The organism is Pseudomonas sp. PDM26 (assembly GCF_019219185.1).
Lineage (GTDB): Bacteria > Pseudomonadota > Gammaproteobacteria > Pseudomonadales > Pseudomonadaceae > Aquipseudomonas.
This window is the reverse complement of the sequence record NZ_JAHUWC010000002.1, coordinates 262,708-280,631: the sequence shown is the minus strand read 5'-3', so window position 1 is coordinate 280,631 and position 17,924 is coordinate 262,708. Positions and strand designations below refer to the sequence as shown.

The following is a 17,924-nucleotide window of genomic DNA, read 5'->3' as shown; positions in this document are numbered from 1 at the left end:
CAGTAAGTGAGTGTCGGCAGTTTTGGGCTCAGGGAGCGCTGATGAGTTTTCGTACATTGACCGGCTCCCCATGGCAATCGCGCACGTGCGAAGTTGCCGCACTTGAACCCATAGAGAACCCGGGTAATGCCGGCGGCGACGACACGATCGGACAATTGCTGGATTCTGCGCGCAACTGGGCCCCTACAAGCGCCTGGGTGTTTTACCGCGCCGGTGAACAGATGCATCGGGTTGGCCAGGGCGACCCACGGGTACAGTGGCCTTCAAGCGTTGCGAATGACGAGTTTGAAGGCTTTTGCCGGGCCCGCAACGTGCATCGCTGGCCGACCGGTAGAGGCGAAAGTGTGCTGGGTTGGCTACTCGCGCCAGTCGACGATGCTGCGCAACCGGCGCTCGCTGAACTTGCCCAGCGCCTGGGCATTCAGCTCCAGACCGATACCCTTGCCCGCGCGCAGATCACGCAGCGTGTGCTGTATGAAATTACCTATCTGGCCAGTTCGACCCGTGACCGGTCAGTGTTTCTGGTCGGGGTTCACCGGCTTCTGGCCAGCCTGATCGACGCCGAGAATTTCTATCTCGCGCTGTATAACCCGCGCACTGGCAAGATCGACTACCCGTATTACGTCGACATCATCGACGCTGATGCCCTGGAGGCCGAGAACTACGAATACCTTGACCCAGCGCATCTGTCGTTGACTGGCCAGGTATTGACCACTGGCCAGCCGTTGCTGATCGACTCTGCCGGCATTCTCGCGGCTCAGGCCGAAAACCGTTTCTACTGCGTGGGTGATCGTCCCGAGTTCTGGATGGGGGCACCGTTGAAAAATGCCTCGGATGACGTGTTTGGCATGCTGGCAATGCAGGTCTACGACGTTTCTCGCATCTACAGCGCCGAAGACCGCGCGCTGTTTCTGGTGGTAGCCCGTCACGTGGCCATGGCGCTGGACCGGATTCTGCACCGGGAGGACCTGGAAGAAACGGTGATGCGTCGTACCCTGGAGCTTTCGGCACTCAACGACGCCTTGAGGCAGGAAGTGGCAGACCGAGAGCGCGCCGAACATCTGCAGAGCGCGCTGTTCCAGATAGCCGAGCTGTCGAGCCGGCCTGGCGACATGGCCGAGTTATTCCAGACCTTGCATGGCATCGTCGGTGAACTGCTGTTCGCGCAGAACTTCTACATTGCCCTGTTCGACGACGCGACCGGTGAAGTGACGTTTCCTTATTATGTGGATGAACGGCAGACGACCCGCCCGGCGGCACGGCGAGGGCGCCGGGGCTTGACCGAGTACGTGATCCGTCAGCGTCGACCCTGCCTGATTGACGCCGGCGAGGCTGAACGATTGTCCGCGCACGGTGAAATCGAAATTGCCCATGAGTCTGTGCGCTCCTACTCCTGGCTGGGCATTCCATTGTTCGAAGACGACGTGGTGCGAGGCGTGCTGGCGGTACAAAGCTATACCTCGCAGGTGAGCTATACCCAGCGTGACCAGGAGCTGTTGACTTTCGTGTCGCGGCACATCGACACAGCGTTGTCGCGACGCACGGCCGCTGAAGCGATCCATGCCGCCAACCTCCAGCTGGAAGCCCGGGTGCAGAGCCGCACCCGCGAACTCGATCACGCCAATGCCAAGTTGCAGCACGAGAACTCCCACGATGCGCTGACCGGATTAGCGAATCGCACCTACCTGCAACAGCGCCTCAATCGGGCCTGGTCGCGGTTCCGCAGCGAAGGCGGGCACCTGTCGGTGATGTTCATCGATCTCGACCGCTTCAAGATGGTGAACGACAGCCTCGGCCACCATTTCGGCGACTTGCTGTTGATGCAGGCGGCCCACCGTTTACGTGGTTGCCTGCGCGATACCGACATGCTGGCGCGCCTGGGGGGCGACGAGTTTTCGGTGCTGGCTCCCGAGGCGCCGCTGGAGGTGATGATCGAAATTGCCGAACGGATCCTGATGGCGTTCGACCTGCCGTTTTTCATCAATGGCCATGAAGTTTTCTCGTCCTGCAGTATCGGTATCGTCAGCGCCGACAGTCAGTTCCATCACGAGCCCGCCGACTTGCTGCGCGATGCCGATGCGGCGATGTATCGGGTCAAGAGTGCCGGGCGCGACAGCTACGCGGTGTTCAACCAGCAAGTGCGCCGTGAAGTCTCGGACCAGGTCGAGCGAGAAGGGGCCTTGCGCAACGCGCTCAAGCGTACTGACGAACTGCTGCCGTATTTCCAGCCGATCGTCAGCGTCGAAACCGGCGAGCTGTTGGCCCTTGAAGCGTTGATCCGCTGGCATCAGCCGGGCGGCCGGGTGATTGCGCCGGGCGAGTTCCTGCCGGATGTCGAGGGTTTGCGCCTGATCGGTCGACTGGACCTGTACATGCTCGCCAGCATTGCAGCGATCCTCGCACAGCCCGAGCACGCCGATTGGCCGCCGGTGCACGTCAATTGCTCCAGCTACAGCATGACGCGTCCCGACTTCGCCAGTGAGGTGCTGGCACTGTTGGCGCAGCACCACGTCTCGCCGTCACGGATCTGCCTGGAACTGACCGAAGGGGCGCTGGTCGCCGAGCCGGCGATTGCCCGACAGACCATGCAGCAACTGGCGGACAACGGCATGTCGGTGGTGCTCGATGATTTCGGTGCAGGGTTTTCATCCCTGAGCTATGTGCATCAATACCGTTTCAGCGGATTGAAAATCGACAAGTCGTTCATCCTCGAACTGACCACCAGCTCCCGCAGTCGCGCGATTGTCCGGGCGATAGTGCGGATGGCCGAATCGCTGGACCTGAGTGTGGTGGCCGAAGGCGTCGAGGATGAAGCGACGCTGGACCTGCTGCGCGAAATAGGGGCAGGGCAGGCCCAGGGTTATCTTTTTGCCAGGCCGATGGGTTTGAAGGCGCTGTTGGCCAGTTCACTGCTCGGTTGCCAGGGGTTCACCACTGTGTGCTGCCCTGCAGCGGAATTTTGAACTCCCGGTCCGGGGGCTGACTCCTAACTCACAAGGTAGTGCACATGACCATCTTGTAGCGATGACTCACCAACAGCTGCATAGCCGCGAGCCCGGCGCGATATTCGAAACCCACCTTCCAGCACGCCTGGACCGCTTGCCGTGGGGCCGCTTTCACTCTCTGCTGGTGGTCGCGCTGGGCGTCACCTGGTTGCTCGACGGCCTGGAAGTGACACTGGCCGGCTCGGTGTCCGGCGCGCTGAAAAACAGCCCCGACCTGCGCATGAGCAACTTCGATATTGGCTTGGCCGGCGGTATATACATCGCTGGCGCAGTGCTCGGCGCCTTGGTGTTCGGATGGCTGACCGATCGCCTGGGGCGGCGCAAGCTGTTCTTCGTTACGTTATGGCTGTATGTAGGTGCCACGGCGGCCACGGCGTTCTCCTTCAACCTGGAAAGCTTCCTGCTGTTGCGCTTCCTCACGGGCATGGGCATCGGCGGCGAATACACGGCGATCAATTCGACCATCCAGGAATTCACCCCGGCACGCTATCGTGGCTGGGTCGACCTGACCATCAACGGCACATTCTGGTTAGGCGCAGCGCTTGGCGCCGGCGGGGCGATCGTGTTGCTGGATCCGCATGTGGTCGGCGGCGATCTGGGCTGGCGCCTGTGCTTCGGCATTGGTGCAGTGCTGGGCCTGGTGATCCTGGTGATGCGCCTGTGGCTGCCGGAAAGCCCGCGCTGGCTGCTGATCCACGGTCGGCGCGATGAGGCACGAAGCATCGTCGAAGGCATCGAAGCGCGTCTGCGCGAACAAGGCCATGAACTGCCGGCCGTGACCGGCAAACCACTGCGCCTGCACGCGCGGGACCATACGCCGCTGGCGGAGATCTACCATACCCTGTTCATCAGATTCCGCCGCCGCGCGCTGGTGGGGCTGACCCTGCTGACCGCGCAGGCCTTCTTTTACAACGCGATCTTCTTCACCTATGCGCTGGTGCTCACCGATTTTTACCGGGTGCCCGTCGAGCATGTCGGTTGGTATGTATTGCCCTTGGCCCTGGGCAATTTCTGCGGGCCGCTGCTGTTGGGGCGCCTGTTCGACGTGATCGGCCGACGCGTGATGATCAGCTTCACCTACGCGATGTCGGGGGTGTTGCTGGCGCTCAATGGCTATGCCTTCCAGCAGGGTTGGCTGGATGTCACCCAGCAAGCCGCGGTGTGGATGGTGATCTTCTTTTTCGCGTCCGCTGCGGCCAGCTCGGCCTACCTGACCGTGTCGGAAACCTTCCCACTGGAAATCCGCGCCTTGGCCATCGCCGTGTTTTACGCATTTGGCACTGGCCTGGGCGGCATCATCGGGCCGACGTTGTTTGGCCAACTGATCCAGACCCAGCAGCGCAGCAGCCTGTTGATCGGTTATCTGACAGGCGCTGCACTCATGTGTGTGGCGGCGGTGGTGCAAGCGGTTTGGGGGGTGGCTGCAGAACGTCGAGCGTTGGAGCAGGTGGCCAGGCCTTTGTCGCAGGCTGAGGATTGAGGGGGGCTACCAGCCAGCGAGCAAAGGTGTCGGGCCTTTCGTGAAGGTAAACACCTCAGGATTACGCCGGCCATCATCTGCTTTTTTTGGGTACTTCAGGGAATCCCGGGGGAACACCTATAACGAAATATCTGTAGGAGCTGCCGAAGGCTGCGATCTTTTGATCTTGATCTTGATCTTGATCTTGATCTTGATCTTGATCTTGATCTTCAGCAATCTCCAGATCGCAAAAGCAAGATCAAAAGATCGCAGCCTTCGGCAGCTCCTACAGGGGAACGTGTGCACCACCGAGCAACGAGGTCGAGCGTTAGCCAGCTTCTACAGGTATCGGTGCTCCCCGGAATTGCGTGAAGAACCTTTTTTTGAGCCATCCTGCATCATCAACCTATCACTCGGACATTCTGCTTTCTCGATGCCAGAGTGTCGGAAAAAGCTTGTGTTCCATAGGTACACCTGATGCCAGAGCATCTTTAAGCCCGGGAAAGTCGGGGGAGGTGGCCCAAGGTCTCGGCGCATGCCGCACGTCATCGCCTATGACCCTCACTGAAAACGCGCGGCGACGGTTATGCCCGCCCACACCAGCAGAGGCATGCAAGGTCAACATGTTGAAACACACCATGTCCCCCGGCGACAACGTCCATCCGAGAATCGGAAAGTCCTCGCGATGGCTTTCAATATCCGGTAGCTCGCCCAGTGTTCCCTCGGAAAACCATTTGGCCTGGCTGTCCATGAAGGACCGAGGCATCAACCAGGGGCCTTTGTGTGAGCCGGCGATGAATTCGAGGGTTGATTCCCTGGGCACGGGGTCAACTGGAATCCAGAAACTCACGGTGTCCGAACCCGTGATGTTGTAGTAAGGCTGGTCCTGGTGCCAAGGTGTGCGTTGACGCGTATTGGGCTCTTTCACCAGCAAGTGATCATGGTGCAGGCGCACCTGTTGGCTGTTCAGCAGGGCGGCCGCGATGGGGGCGATGGCAGAGTTGAAGATGAAGTCGCGATAGTGTGCATTCTCTTGCCAGTTACAAAAGTCCTCGAAGAACCATCCCGGGTCCGTAGGGCTGCTCGCTACTTTTGCGCGAGGGCTGGGATGGGCAAGGTTGCGCTCGATGCCTAGCGTCAGCTCACTGATTTGCTGCGCAGTAAACGCATTACGGATGCACACTGCACCATCAGTTTGAAAGGCATGTACAGTCTCGTCGCTGACGGGGATGGCAAAACGAGATTCACCGCGTTGTGTCATTTCGTTCATGGGGATTGCCTCATTCGCCGTAAATATCGAAGTTGAAGTACTGCTTCGCGATCTGGTCGTATTGGCCTGATTGGCGAATGCTGGCAATGGCCGTGTTCAGTTGCTCTCTGAGCTCAGGCTCGTTTTTCCGGACACCGATAGCGACGCCATCGCCAATGATGCTTTTGTCGGTGATGGGCTCACCGGCGAAGGCAAAGCCCTGGCCCTGAGGCTTTTGCAGTAATCCGATGTCGGCTTGTACCGAGGCCTGGAACGATGCATCCAGGCGTCCGTTGATGAGGTCTGAAAACACCTGGTCCTGGGTTTGGTAGGAAAGGATATTGACGCCCTGGCGGCCCCATTGCGACTTGGCATAACTCTCATGCAGCGAACCTTGAACCACCCCAACCGACTTGCCCTTCAATGATTCTGCCGTCGGCAGCAATCCGGAGTTTTTTCTGGCAACGAGAGAAGACGGCGCGGTGTAGATCTTGTGGCTGAAATCGACCTGCTGGCGACGTGGCTCGGTGGCGCTGAATGCAGACAGGATGGCGTCAAATTTTTTCGCCTTCAACGCCGGGATCATGCTGTCGAAGGGCTGCTCGACCCAAACACACTTGACCCGCAACTCGGCACAAAGGGCATTGCCCAGATCGATATCGAAACCACTCAATGAGCCATCTGGCTGCTTTTGCTCGAAAGGCGGGTAGCTAGGATCGACGCCGAATTTGATCACCGGTTCTGCCTGCGATAACGGGGTGATGATCAGCCCGAACAACAGGGTGATGGATTGAAGTTTGCGTAGTTGCATGATGACCTCGTTTTTTATTGGTTTTCTCGTTTTGGCAGGTCTTTGCTCAAGCGTTGAGTGGCAAGAAAGCCTCAGTCAACTTGACCCAATATCCAGCGCCCCGAATCAGGATGTCGTCATTGAAGTCGTAGCGGGGGTCGTGAGCCATGCAGCTCTTTTCACCGTCGCCATTGCCGATGATCAGATAGCTGCCAGGGCATTGCTGCAGGAAGTAGGCGAAATCCTCGCTGCCATTGAAGGGCACGATGTCGTTCATCACCTCGTCCTCACCGAGCCAGTCGATGGCCACCTGACTGGCAAACCGGGTCATTTCTTCGTCATTCACCAGCAAGGGGTAGTCGGCACTGTAGTCGATGTCGGCTGTCGCGCCGAATGCCTGCGCCTGGGCGTGAATGAGGTGTTTTATCTGGCTCTCCAGGCGGTCCCGGACGGCGTTGTTCAGTGAGCGGACGGAAATCAGCATGTGCGCGCTGTCCGGGATCACGTTGGACGCCTTGCCTGCGTTAATGGCCCCGACGGTGATAACGCTCATTTCCTGAGGTGAAATATTGCGCGAGACGATGGTCTGCAAGGCCATGATGATGCTTGCGCAGACCACCACGGGGTCGACGCTCAGATGCGGCATCGCGCCATGACCGCCTTTTCCGTGAATCGTGACATTGACCTGGTCGGCGGAGGCCATGAAGGGGCCGGCCCGGAACCCGAGTTTACCGACAGGGTAGCCAGGCATGTTGTGTGCAGCGAACACTGCATCGCAGGGGAACTGTTGCAGCACGCCTTCCTGAATCATTCGTCGGGCGCCGGCCAGACCTTCTTCGGCCGGCTGGAAAATCAGGCGGACGGTACCATCGAACGGATGACCATGGGCGAGGGCGTAGGCGGCGGCGAGGAGCATGACCGTATGCCCGTCATGGCCACACGCGTGCATCTTGCCCGGTATCCGGCTGGCATAGGGGAGCCCGGTCTTTTCCAGAATCGGCAGTGCGTCCATGTCAGCCCGTATGCCGATCACACGCGAACCGGTGCCTTTTTTCAGCGTGGCGATGACCGCGGTTTCGGCGAAACCGCGCGTCACGTCATAACCCCATTTGATCAAACGTTCGGCTACCAGATCACTCGTCTCGACCTCCTGATAACCGAGTTCAGGGTTGGCATGGATCTGGTGGCGCAGTTCGCGCATTTCCTGCTCAATCTCTTTTAACAGCGTGATGGACTGTGTCATTGGCAGTGTTTTTCCTTGGTGACCAAGAGGAGAAACCAATTTGTCGCAAGGGCCACAATCGACGATGGCTTACGGCATCATGCGTTTCATCAAAGTGCCTGGGCTTTTTCTGGTACGGTCTTTTGCTGAGGTTCGAAGCCCGGGTGGTGTTGGTCCCCAGAGTAGTGGGCCAAGGCAGCAGCTGACAGGCAATCGAAAGTGAACAAGGCAACCCAGGGTTAACATCGGCGGACACTATGAAGTTCTATCAACTCAATGCACTCGTGGCGGTGGCCGACGCGGGCAGTATCCGCGGCGCGGCAAAAAGGCTCGACACTTCGCCGGCAGCGGTTACCAAGGCCATCCAGAAACTGGAGGCAGACACCGCCACACAATTGCTGATCCGCAATACCTCAGGGATTGTGTTTACCGAGCTCGGCAAGAAGTTGTTGATTCAGGCACGTCTGCTGGTGGCACAGATGGTCAGTGCCCGTCAGGTATTGCCTGATTGCAAGGGGGAACTGGAGGGGTGCCTGTCGGTCGCCGTGACACCCTGGTTGGCGATGACGCTCATGCCAAAAGCCGTCGTGCGTTTTCGCCAGCTGTTTCCAAAGGTACAGCTTGAATTGCATGAGGGGCTTTCATCGGTCGCGTGTCCGCTGCTGCGGGATGCGAGCGTCGATCTGTTTATCGGACGGCTTGATACCCGGTTTTCCAGCACCGACCTGACCTATCTGCCGCTGTTCACGGCCGATTGTGCGGTGGTGGCCCGTCAGCAACACCCGCGGTCGAACAGCAGGACCATGGAGGACCTGGCGTCGGCTGACTGGATACTGGCCTCGCAACAAGATGGAACGATTTCGACGCAGGGGCATGTGCATTTCGCCCATTCGCTCTCGATCATCTTGAGCTTGCTGCGTGAAACCGACATGTTAAGCATCTTTCCCTGGCCGCTGGTGGAGATATGTGCTCAGCGCGAAGGCTTGTGCACCTTGCCTCTGCGCGAGCCGGTCGGCAGTGCCTCGGTGGGCGCCATCAGCCGAAGCGGGCAGCCCCTGCGGCCGGCGGCCGAGCGGTTTCTGGAGTGTCTGATCGAAACCATTCACCTGGAGATGGGGCATGCGCAATCTCCTTATCGGCGCATGTTGCAGACTGTCGATTTGTTGGTCTGAGAGCTGTTATCGAAACTGAGTGGAACGTCACTGGTTTCGTGGTTATACGTCATTGCCTGCTTCTGGCCGATCTCAGTCTACCGCGACCGGCAGAAGGCGACCCATAGCTGCCGGTCAGCAGCGGCAGAGTTCGGCCAGAAGCAGACATTAACGCAGCTGGGTTGGTAGTCTCTCGCTCCGACTTTTAACATCCAGGCCAGCGCCCATGATTCAGCTCTCGCAGGTGCAGACCATCATCGTTGCCGATCCTGTACGTTGGCGGATACTCCGTCTGGTGCAAGGATAGCAATACGGGGTCAGGTCTTGCCTTTTGCATAATAGCGATGGCAAAAGACAAGACCTGACCCTGAGGTTTCACAGACTTTCTGCACTGATCCGCCGTGCCTGGGAATGCGGCGACCCCGGCCGCTCTACTCGGCCTGACCCGCCTGCAACTTGCGACCCCGCAGCGGCATCGCCCGTCATTCTGCGGCAAAGCAGTACAGCAGCCCCGCCCCGCCCGAGCCGGCCAGGGCTTCGCTGCTGCAGCCACGCGAGGGGTGCGAGGAGTTCCACGAGCGTGCCGCCGCATCGTCACGCAGTCCTATTCGGTCATGATGACCGACCTGGGCCGTCCCTTCGCCGCTGCTGGTCCAGTTGCTGCAGGTATGGTCATCGCTGCCGGCGAACGCAGTTCCGTCCGCCTGCGAGCCGGTGAGGATGTCGTGCATGTTCGGCGTGTCGCCGCGCCCCTTAACCAGCGCCCCGTGTTCGTCCAGCGCCGTTTCCTTGGTCAGTTGGTTGTCGCCGTGCAGTTGCGCGACGTCGCGGGCGATGACGACCCCCTTGGCGTTTTGCCAAGGGCCTTGGCCGATGCGATCACGGGCATTGACCGCCCCCGCACCGCCGACGGCACTGGTGCTGAGGTAAGCACGCCAGGTGTGCTGGCCCGCCCCGACGGCGGAGGCCAGCGTCTGGCAGTGCCTATCGGCGCCGCTCAGACCACCTAGATCGGCGCCCTTGCCCATGCCGAGGCTGGTGACAAAAAAGGTCATGTCCGTTTGCTGGGCCTGACTGGCGAAACTGCAGGCTAATGCCAGCAGGGCAGTCGGTAAGGTGAGAGTGAAAGTCATGGTGTGCATGTACAGTCCTCCTGCGGGAAAACGGTCTCCAAGATGGAATGTGACCTAGAAATTGAGCCTAGACGACGCCGGTTACCGACACACAGCCGCGGTTCAACCTTCCGTCCTCATGTATTGCTTGAGTGCGCGGCTCGCAGCTTGGCGAGCGGGCGTTGGATGCAGGATGCGGTAAGGCTCAATCCGCTTGGGGCGCTCTAGGGGCTTCGACACTTTTTCGACACGGCCCCGGGCGGCCAGAAAGCAAAAACCCCCGATCTCTTTCGAAATCAGGGGGTTTCGTATTTCTCAAAGCAATGCGGGGTCAGGGTAGCAGTACGGCTTGGAGTAGAGGGTGTGGTCGAGGTCGCGGCACCACTCGGCCTAGACGATCTCTTTAACCATGTCGTCCGACCTACGGTGAAGTTCCGGGCAGATAAACGGCAGGTCTATCTGAACCGCCTTCGCTCAAAAAACTGGCTCGCAACCTGGCCGGATCTGAAGGTTCTCTCGATAGGCTGAAGCGTATAAGCTTCGAAGTTTCATGCCCGTTTGGGATCGTTAGCTGCCATTCCCGAACGTCCGCTTGTGGCCGGTTTCTGCCTGTCGTGACCGGCAGAAGTCGGCCGATTGTGTTGAAAAAGTCCGACTTGGATTCCACGGCAGAAAAGTACGCGTCTGAGATTGAAATCGTTGCTTTTCAGCAGAGGCTTCCGGACTCGGATTTCACGTAGCAGCGTGCAAAAGAGGTGTTTTCTCCCATCAATATTCGAGCATTTTGGACAAAACGACTTTTTCAACAGAATTGGCCAATAGCAGACGTTCGATTTAGTGCCTCTTCGAACCAACCTACCGATTTCCACCTAGCGATTGCAGCTTTTCTAGCTACGCTTGCCAGAAACAGATTGGCGTAAGTACGCCTACTCCTGAATTGGCAGGCAAGGGAGCCAACCTCCATGGATAGCATGCAGGGCGTTTATCCATCAGCGACCGTTCTGGTGGTCGATGATACCCCCGACAACCTGATGTTGATCGCCGAGTTGCTGAAGGACAAATATCGGGTCAAGGCCGCCAACAGCGGTGAGAAAGCCTTGCGTCTTCTCCAGGCCGACCCGCTTCCCGATCTGATCCTTCTGGACATCATGATGCCGGGCCTGTCCGGTTATGACGTTGCCGGGCAGCTCAAGCTTGACGCTCGCATTCGCCATATACCGATCATTTTCCTGACCTCCATGACCGCCACGGAGGACGAGATTCGCGGCTTGAGCCTGGGCGCTGCGGATTACGTCACCAAGCCGATCATTCCCCCGGTGCTCATGGCCAGGGTCGAGACTCAGATCAAGCTCAAGGCCGTTGCGGATTTCCTGCGCAATCAGAACAATTTTCTGGAGCAGGAAGTACAACGCCGTACCCGCGAGGTGATCGCCATCCAGGATGTCACGATCCACGCCATGGCCTCGCTGGCTGAAACCCGAGACAACGAAACCGGCAACCACATCCGCCGCACCCAGCACTACATAAAACTGCTGGCCGAACTGCTGCGCGAGAACCCGCGCTTCCGTCACTTCCTCGACGAGGAAACCATCAAACTACTATTCAAATCGGCACCGCTGCACGATATTGGCAAGATTGGCATTCCTGATCGCATCCTGCTCAAACCGGGACGGCTCACTGCCGAAGAGTTCGAGATCATGAAGACCCACACTACATTGGGGCGCGACGCCATCCAGCACGCGGAGGATCAATTAGGCATAGACGTCGACTTCCTTCATTTGGCCAAGGAAATTGCCTACGGCCACCAGGAAAAGTGGGATGGCAGTGGCTATCCGCAAGGCGTGGCCACCGACGACATCCCGATCAGTGCCCGGTTAATGGCCGTGGCAGATGTCTACGATGCGCTGATCAGCCACCGCGTGTACAAGCCCGGCATGCCCCATGAGCAGGCGGTGGAAATCATCCGTGAAGGCCGGGGCTCGCATTTCGACCCGGACATCTGTGACGCGTTTCTCGCCAATGCTGAGCAGTTCCGCGAAATTGCAGCGCGGTTCGCCGACAGCGACCAGGACATGGCCAGACAGTTAGCCCTGCTTGAGCAGATTGCCGACCGTCCCTGAGCCCTGTGTATCACTCTGCACACCCTGCTGAACGAGGCCATTTATGAACAGACTGTTCGAGATGCTCGAGCGCCTGTCCCTGCGCAGAAAACTGATCATCGGCTTCGCGGCGCTTCTGATATTGGTTCTGATACTGGGTGTGCAAAGCCTGCGCACCCAGTATTCGCTCCGGAACGAAATGCAGCAGTTGTACCAGCAGGATTTGGTGGGTATCCAGCATGTGCAGGAGGTTCGGGTGCAGTTGCCGCATCTATTGCTGGCAATGCAACGTGCGATCGCGACCAACAATGCGGACATTCGCATCAGCGCCAGAGCCCAGATGGATGTCGCCCATGAGCGACTCCACGAAGCCTTGGAGCAGGTGCGCCCGACGCTGCGGCGACAGAGCAGTCTCAACAGCTTGCTTGAATTCGAAGTGGTATTGCAGCGTCTGCAAAAAGATGGCGATGAAGCGCTGGAATTCGCCGGCAAGGGCTCCCTGGGTCAAGCCTTGATGTTGCTCAACAGTAAGGATTTTCTCGCGCTGGAACAGGGAAGCGACGGGCTTCTCACTCAGATCGAGAAAAACAAGGAAGCCGACATCCACGATACGGCGAAGAATCTAGCCGAATATGCGCAGCGTAGTACCACGATCACTTATGTGTTGCTGCTGGGCGGTTCGTCGTTGGCCTTGCTGTTGACCTGGCTGGTCAGTTATTCCATTCGTGTGCCGCTGAATCGCGTCCGCGAGGCGGTGGACGAATTGGCGTCCGGCAAGCTGGACGGTCATATCCCCCATACCGACCTTCGCAACGAAACCGGTGACTTGGCACGTGCCATCGCCACGCTGCAGGTGGAGGCTTGTCAGCTTGAGCGCCAGCGCTGGATTAAAAACCACACTTCGCTCTTGCAAGTGGATCTGCAACAAGCGGAGACGCCGCAACAGTTGGCCCAGGCTTTTTTCAGCCACATGGCACCGCAGTTGGGCATGTACCAGGGAGCGCTTTACGTTCTCTATGATGGCGCGTCGCGCCTGCGATTGGTTGGCGGTTACGCGGTGGATAGTGAGCACCCTCTGCCCGTTGAACTTGAGCTCGGTGAAGGGCTGCTTGGCCAGTGCGCAATGGATCGCCAACCCCGTCAACTTCAGAGTCTGCCCGAATCATTTTGGCATGTACGCACGCAGTTGGGGGCATCTCCCGCCAGCGTCCTGATAGTTCAGCCAGTGCTGCGTGGTGAACGCCTGCTCGGGGTGGTGGAAATGGCCGGTTTTCGCCAACCGGAAGAGAACGAAGCGCTACTCTTGCAAGAAGTTTTGCCTAGGCTGGCCGGTGCCATGGCCATCATGGAACGCAGTGAGGCAGCCAAGGCGCTGCTGCTGGAGACTCGCCGCCAGGCAGACGAACTGGGGACGCAAACGTTACAGCTGGAGCACCAAGCCAGAGAGTTGGAAACCCAGCAGGCTGAGCTACGCGCCACCGAGGCTTGGTATCGCGGCATCATCGAGGCGGCGCCGGACGGCATGCTGGTGTTGGGTGCCGACGGTCACATTCTGATGACCAATCCGCAAATGGACACCTTGTTTGGCTATGAACGCGGTGAGCTGATTGGCGCCAGCATCGAGCGTCTAGTGCCGCAAGCCGCCCGCCAGCGGCATGTCAGGTTACGAGACGATTTTATTGCCAGCGGTGGAACTCGGCAGATGGGCGGCGACCTCGATGATCTGAGCGGAGTGCGCAAAGACGGCAGTCTATTCTCGGTCGAAATCGGTCTGTCCCATCTGCCGCGTCTGGAGGGGCGTGGTGTCTGCGTGTGTGCCTCGGTGCGCGACGTCAGTGAGCGCAGGGCGATGGAAGCCAAGCTGCGGACTGCCAGCGATCGCCTGAACCTGGCGCAAGAGGCCGGCGACATCGGTCTGTTCGACGTTGATCTGGTCAGCGGCACAAACTATTGGACGCCCCAGCTGGAAACCTTATTTGGTCTTGGGACTGGCGCCTTCGGTGGCACTCTGGAGCACTGGAAGGCGCTGGTGCATCCCGAGGATGTGGCTCGGGTCAGCAGCACGTTCGAGAGCGCCGTCCAGAGTGGAGATGATCGCGTCGAATTCGACTTTCGCATCGTGCGCAAAAATGATGGAAAGGTACGCACGTTTCGGTCGCTCAACCGTTTCTCACGCACACAGGACGGCAAGCCATTGCGCGCAACCGGCATCAACATCGACGTGACTGCTTTGGCAGAGGCAAGAGCAACGGCCGAAGAGGCCACCCAGGCCAAGAGCGAGTTCCTCGCCAATATGAGCCACGAGATTCGCACGCCGATGAACGCCATCATCGGGATGAGCCACTTGGCGCTGCGTACCGAACTGGACCAGCGTCAACGTAACTACATTGAAAAGGTGCACCGCTCGGCGGAGAACCTGCTGGGGATCATTAACGACATCCTCGATTTCTCCAAGATCGAGGCTGGCAGGATGTGCCTCGAACAAGCTCCATTCCGCCTGGAGGACGTACTCGACAGCTTTGCCGCCATGATTGGCCTGAAGACCGAGAACAAGGGGTTGGAGTTGTTATTCCAGATCCCGCCCGACCTGCCCACTTCCCTGCTCGGCGATCCCCTGCGACTGGGGCAAGTGCTGATCAACCTAGGCAACAACGCGGCCAAGTTTACCGAGTGCGGTGACATCGTGGTCGGGGTGGAAGAAGTTGGTTCACACAACGAACACGTGCAACTGCACTTTTGGGTGCGCGACACTGGCATCGGCATGACCGTCGAGCAGTGTTCACGCCTGTTCCAGTCGTTCAGTCAGGCTGACAGTTCTATCACTCGCAAGTACGGGGGCTCCGGGCTGGGGTTGTCCATCTCGAAGAAGCTGGTGGAGCTGATGGCCGGCCAAATCTGGGTTGAAAGCGAACCGGGGGTCGGCTCCACGTTCCACTTCCAGGTGCAATTCGGAGTGCAGCAAGGACTGCAGCCGCGCCGTATGTTCAAGGCCGGTGAACTGCTTGGCATGCGGGTACTGGTCGTGGATGACAACGCCAGTGCGCGTGAAATTCTCTCGGGCATGGCGCGCAGCTTTGGCCTGGAAGTGGATGTCGCGCAGAACGGTAGTCTGGCGCTGCGCATGTTGGCCGACGCCGAACACAAGGCGCTGCCTTACGATCTGGTTTTGATGGACTGGCGGATGCCCGTCATGGATGGTATGGAAGCCGTAAGCAGAATGCATTCCGCCGGTCTGAAGCGCACGCCATCGGTCATTATGGTTACCGCTTTTGGCCGCGAAGAAGCCCGCGAAGAAGCCGAACGCCAGGGCATCCAGTTGCCGGTAGTACTGACCAAGCCAGTCACGCCGTCCTCGTTACTCGAAGCCATCGGTGTGGTGCTGGGCAAAGACACGAACGGCGATACTCGGGCTCGCGAACGCTATCAACAGAATGTCAGTACCGTAGCCAGTCTCAATGGAGCGCGGCTGCTTCTGGTCGAAGACAACGATCTGAACCAGGAACTGGCCAGCGAGCTGCTGGAGAGTGTCGGAATACGCCTGCGACTCGCCACGCACGGTCGGGAGGCCCTAGACATCCTCGCCGAGGATGTCGACTTCGATGGCGTGCTGATGGATTGCCAGATGCCAGTGATGGATGGCTACACTGCCACCCGGCAGATTCGCCAGCAACCGCGCTTTAGAACTTTACCGGTGATCGCCATGACCGCCAACGCTATGGACGGTGACCGCGAGCGCGCGCTCGAATGCGGCATGAACGACCATATCTCCAAGCCACTCAATGTCGAAACCATGTTCGCCACAATTGCAAAATGGATCAAGCCACGAGCCGCTAAAGCATTGCTGAACGTGGGTTTCGCGGACAGGTTGCCAGATCATCTTGAGGGCATTGACTTGGCTGCGGGTCTCGCCACCTGTATGGGGCGGCGAGATCTCTACTTACGCCTGCTTTGCAAGTTTCGCGATACTCAGACAGGCTTTGCCGAGCAATTCCAGGCCGCACGGATCGATCCGGATGTTAGCGCCGCTGGACGACTGGCGCACAGTTTACGCGGCACCGCCGGCAACATCGGCGCCAAAGCCGTGGCGCAGGCCTGCGCTTTGCTGGAACAGGCCTGCCAGAACGGCGAGCCTGCTACGCAGGTGCAAGCGCTGGCGACGCAGGTCGAATATTGCCTGCACCCGATCCTGGCGGCTCTAGCCGATCTCAAGGCAGACACACCGGCCTCCACGGATGGTTACCTGCTGGACGACTCGGCAATCAGCGAGCAGCTGAACAGGCTTATGGTTCTTTTGGACGAAGGTGACACAGCGGCTTTGGACCTGCTTGCGGGACTGCGCAATATGCCACTCGATCGTGCGTTGGCAGAGCGTTTGGCACTCGCCGCGGCGCAGGTGGAACTGTTCGACTTTGATCGCGCCTTGAAGCTCCTGCAGGATGAATGAATTGGGTAAGCAGGTAGCCGCTAACCTTTACCTGAAGCTGACCACTTTTGGCCGTTTTGTGCCTGTCGCGAAGGGCCGTTACCGGCCCAGAGTGTGTAAAAACGCCTTCGCGAACCCTTGCTATGATTTCTGAGGATTTCATCGCAGGGATCGCCCATGAAGCGCTTTATCCAAGGTGAACATCGAGGCCAAGGCACCTTACTTCAAGACCATCGCTAACTTCCGAAAAGACAACAGCAAGGCCATCCGGGGCGTCTGTCGCCAGTTCGTCGTGCTGTGTCAGCAGTTGGGATTGTTTGGAGAACATCTGGTCGCCATCGAGGGCAGTAAGTTCAAGGCAGTCAACAATCGCGACCGCAATTTCACCAGCGCCAAACTGAAGCGGCGAATGGAAGAAATTGAATCGAGCATCAACCGTTACCTGACGGCACTCGATACTGCTGATCGGCAAGAACCCACAGCTACCGAGCCCAGCACCGTGCGGTTGGAAGAGAAAATCGCCAAGCTCAAAACCCAGATGAAAGAGCTTCAGGCGATCGAAATTCAGCTCAACGAATCGCCGGATAAACAGGTCTCACTGACCGATCCCGACAGCCGCTCCATGATGACGCGTGGCACGGGAATCGTCGGCTACAACGTGCAGACAGCGGTCGATACTCAGTACCATTTGATCGTTGCGCATGAGGTGACTAACGTCGGTTCCGACCGCGATCAACTCAGCTCGATGGCCAAGCAGGCCCGCGAGGCGATGGCGTCAGATACGTTGTCGGTAGTGGCTGACCGAGGTTACTTCAAAAGCGAACAGATCCTCGCTTGTCACGATGCCGGCATCACCGCCTACGTGCCCAAGCCGATGACCTCTGGAGCCAAGGCTGACGGGCGTTTCAATAACGATGCCTTCATCTATGACGCGGCAAAAAAACCAATACATTTGCCCGGCTGGAGAGGCGCTGATCTGGCGCTATTCCAACGTTGAAAAAGGCCTGAAGTTGCATCGTTACTGGAGTTCGAAATGCCAGGGCTGCACGTTGAAAGCACAGTGTACGCCGAGCACGGAACGACGAGTTCGACGCTGGGAGCATGAAGCCGTCTTAGCGGAAATGCAGCTTCGGCTGAGCAAAGCGCCAGAGATGATGCGAGTCCGAAAACGGACGGTTGAGCATCCCTTCGGGACGCTCAAACAATGGATGGGGGCGGCGCACTTCCTGACGCGAAAGCTGGCCGGGGTGAGTGCGGAGATGAGCTTGAATGTGCTCGCCTACAACTTGAAACGGGTGATGAAAATCATCGGTGCCAACGGTTTGATGAAAGCGCTGACGGCCTGAAAAAGGCTGATTTTGGCCCATCCCAGAGGCTGTAAAAACAGCGTTGACGTATTCCAGGTCACGACCGA

General features: G+C 58.6%; 9 protein-coding genes and 2 pseudogenes. 7 read left to right on the top strand and 4 right to left on the bottom strand.

Translation table 11 applies throughout. The features are described from left to right. Positions 1–41: 41 nt before the first annotated feature. Both KW849_RS05240 and KW849_RS05235 read left to right on the top strand, forming a co-directional pair. The gene (locus KW849_RS05240) at positions 42–2,963 is read left to right on the top strand and encodes an EAL domain-containing protein (protein WP_218428325.1); all 2,922 of its coding nucleotides are present in this window, start codon (positions 42–44) and stop codon (positions 2,961–2,963) included. Between the two features lie 61 nt (positions 2,964–3,024). Next, complete coding sequence (locus tag KW849_RS05235) at positions 3,025–4,485, top strand: MFS transporter (RefSeq protein ID WP_218428322.1); 1,461 nt, start codon at positions 3,025–3,027, stop codon at positions 4,483–4,485. Positions 4,486–4,873: 388 nt separating this feature from the next. Here the strand turns inward: KW849_RS05235 and KW849_RS05230 are convergent, their stop codons facing one another. Genes KW849_RS05230 through KW849_RS05220 form a run of 3 tightly spaced genes read right to left on the bottom strand, consistent with a single transcriptional unit; the run spans position 4,874 to position 7,746 of the window. Beyond that, positions 4,874–5,734 carry a phytanoyl-CoA dioxygenase family protein gene (locus KW849_RS05230; protein WP_218428319.1) on the bottom strand — a complete coding sequence of 287 codons (861 nt, stop codon included), beginning with the start codon at positions 5,732–5,734 and terminating at the stop codon, positions 4,874–4,876. Positions 5,735–5,744: 10 nt separating this feature from the next. After that, positions 5,745–6,524, bottom strand: a complete 780-nt coding sequence (locus tag KW849_RS05225) for an ABC transporter substrate-binding protein (RefSeq protein WP_218428317.1) — start codon at positions 6,522–6,524, stop codon at positions 5,745–5,747. Positions 6,525–6,570: 46 nt separating this feature from the next. After that, entirely contained in the window at positions 6,571–7,746 is a 1,176-nt protein-coding gene (locus tag KW849_RS05220) for a M20 aminoacylase family protein (protein ID WP_218428315.1), read from the bottom strand. A 236-nt stretch (positions 7,747–7,982) separates the two neighbouring features. Between KW849_RS05220 and KW849_RS05215 the strand changes: the two genes are divergently transcribed. Further along, positions 7,983–8,897: a LysR family transcriptional regulator gene (locus tag KW849_RS05215; RefSeq protein ID WP_218428313.1), complete on the top strand. Its 915-nt coding sequence runs from the start codon at positions 7,983–7,985 to the stop codon at positions 8,895–8,897. A 461-nt stretch (positions 8,898–9,358) separates the two neighbouring features. Here KW849_RS05215 and KW849_RS05210 read toward each other — a convergent pair whose 3' ends face one another. Further along, entirely contained in the window at positions 9,359–10,018 is a 660-nt protein-coding gene (locus tag KW849_RS05210) for a hypothetical protein (protein WP_218428311.1), read from the bottom strand. A 279-nt stretch (positions 10,019–10,297) separates the two neighbouring features. Here KW849_RS05210 and KW849_RS05205 point away from each other — a divergent pair. The 4 genes and pseudogenes from KW849_RS05205 to KW849_RS05190 all read left to right on the top strand — a co-directional run. Beyond that, positions 10,298–10,516: pseudogene (locus KW849_RS05205) on the top strand (nucleotidyltransferase family protein); the annotation flags it as partial. A 434-nt stretch (positions 10,517–10,950) separates the two neighbouring features. Beyond that, entirely contained in the window at positions 10,951–12,108 is a 1,158-nt protein-coding gene (locus tag KW849_RS05200; RefSeq protein ID WP_218428309.1) for an HD-GYP domain-containing protein, read from the top strand. Positions 12,109–12,151: 43 nt separating this feature from the next. Continuing rightward, positions 12,152–16,531, top strand: coding sequence for a response regulator (locus KW849_RS05195; RefSeq protein WP_218428306.1), 4,380 nt, complete (start codon positions 12,152–12,154; stop codon positions 16,529–16,531). Between the two features lie 196 nt (positions 16,532–16,727). Next, positions 16,728–17,856 (top strand): annotated as a pseudogene (locus KW849_RS05190) (IS1182 family transposase); the annotation flags it as partial. Positions 17,857–17,924 lie beyond the last annotated feature (68 nt).

Excerpts from the sequence above, each read along its gene's own strand:
- KW849_RS05195 (WP_218428306.1), top strand. The coding sequence starts at position 12,152 with ATGAACAGACTGTTCGAGATGCTCGAGCGCCTGTCCCTGCGCAGAAAA.
- KW849_RS05200 (WP_218428309.1), top strand. The coding sequence starts at position 10,951 with ATGGATAGCATGCAGGGCGTTTATCCATCAGCGACCGTTCTGGTGGTC.
- KW849_RS05215 (WP_218428313.1), top strand. The coding sequence starts at position 7,983 with ATGAAGTTCTATCAACTCAATGCACTCGTGGCGGTGGCCGACGCGGGC.
- KW849_RS05230 (WP_218428319.1), bottom strand. The coding sequence starts at position 5,734 with ATGAACGAAATGACACAACGCGGTGAATCTCGTTTTGCCATCCCCGTC.
- KW849_RS05235 (WP_218428322.1), top strand. The coding sequence starts at position 3,025 with ATGACTCACCAACAGCTGCATAGCCGCGAGCCCGGCGCGATATTCGAA.
- KW849_RS05225 (WP_218428317.1), bottom strand. The coding sequence starts at position 6,524 with ATGCAACTACGCAAACTTCAATCCATCACCCTGTTGTTCGGGCTGATC.
- KW849_RS05210 (WP_218428311.1), bottom strand. The coding sequence starts at position 10,018 with ATGCACACCATGACTTTCACTCTCACCTTACCGACTGCCCTGCTGGCA.
- KW849_RS05220 (WP_218428315.1), bottom strand. The coding sequence starts at position 7,746 with ATGACACAGTCCATCACGCTGTTAAAAGAGATTGAGCAGGAAATGCGC.
- KW849_RS05240 (WP_218428325.1), top strand. The coding sequence starts at position 42 with ATGAGTTTTCGTACATTGACCGGCTCCCCATGGCAATCGCGCACGTGC.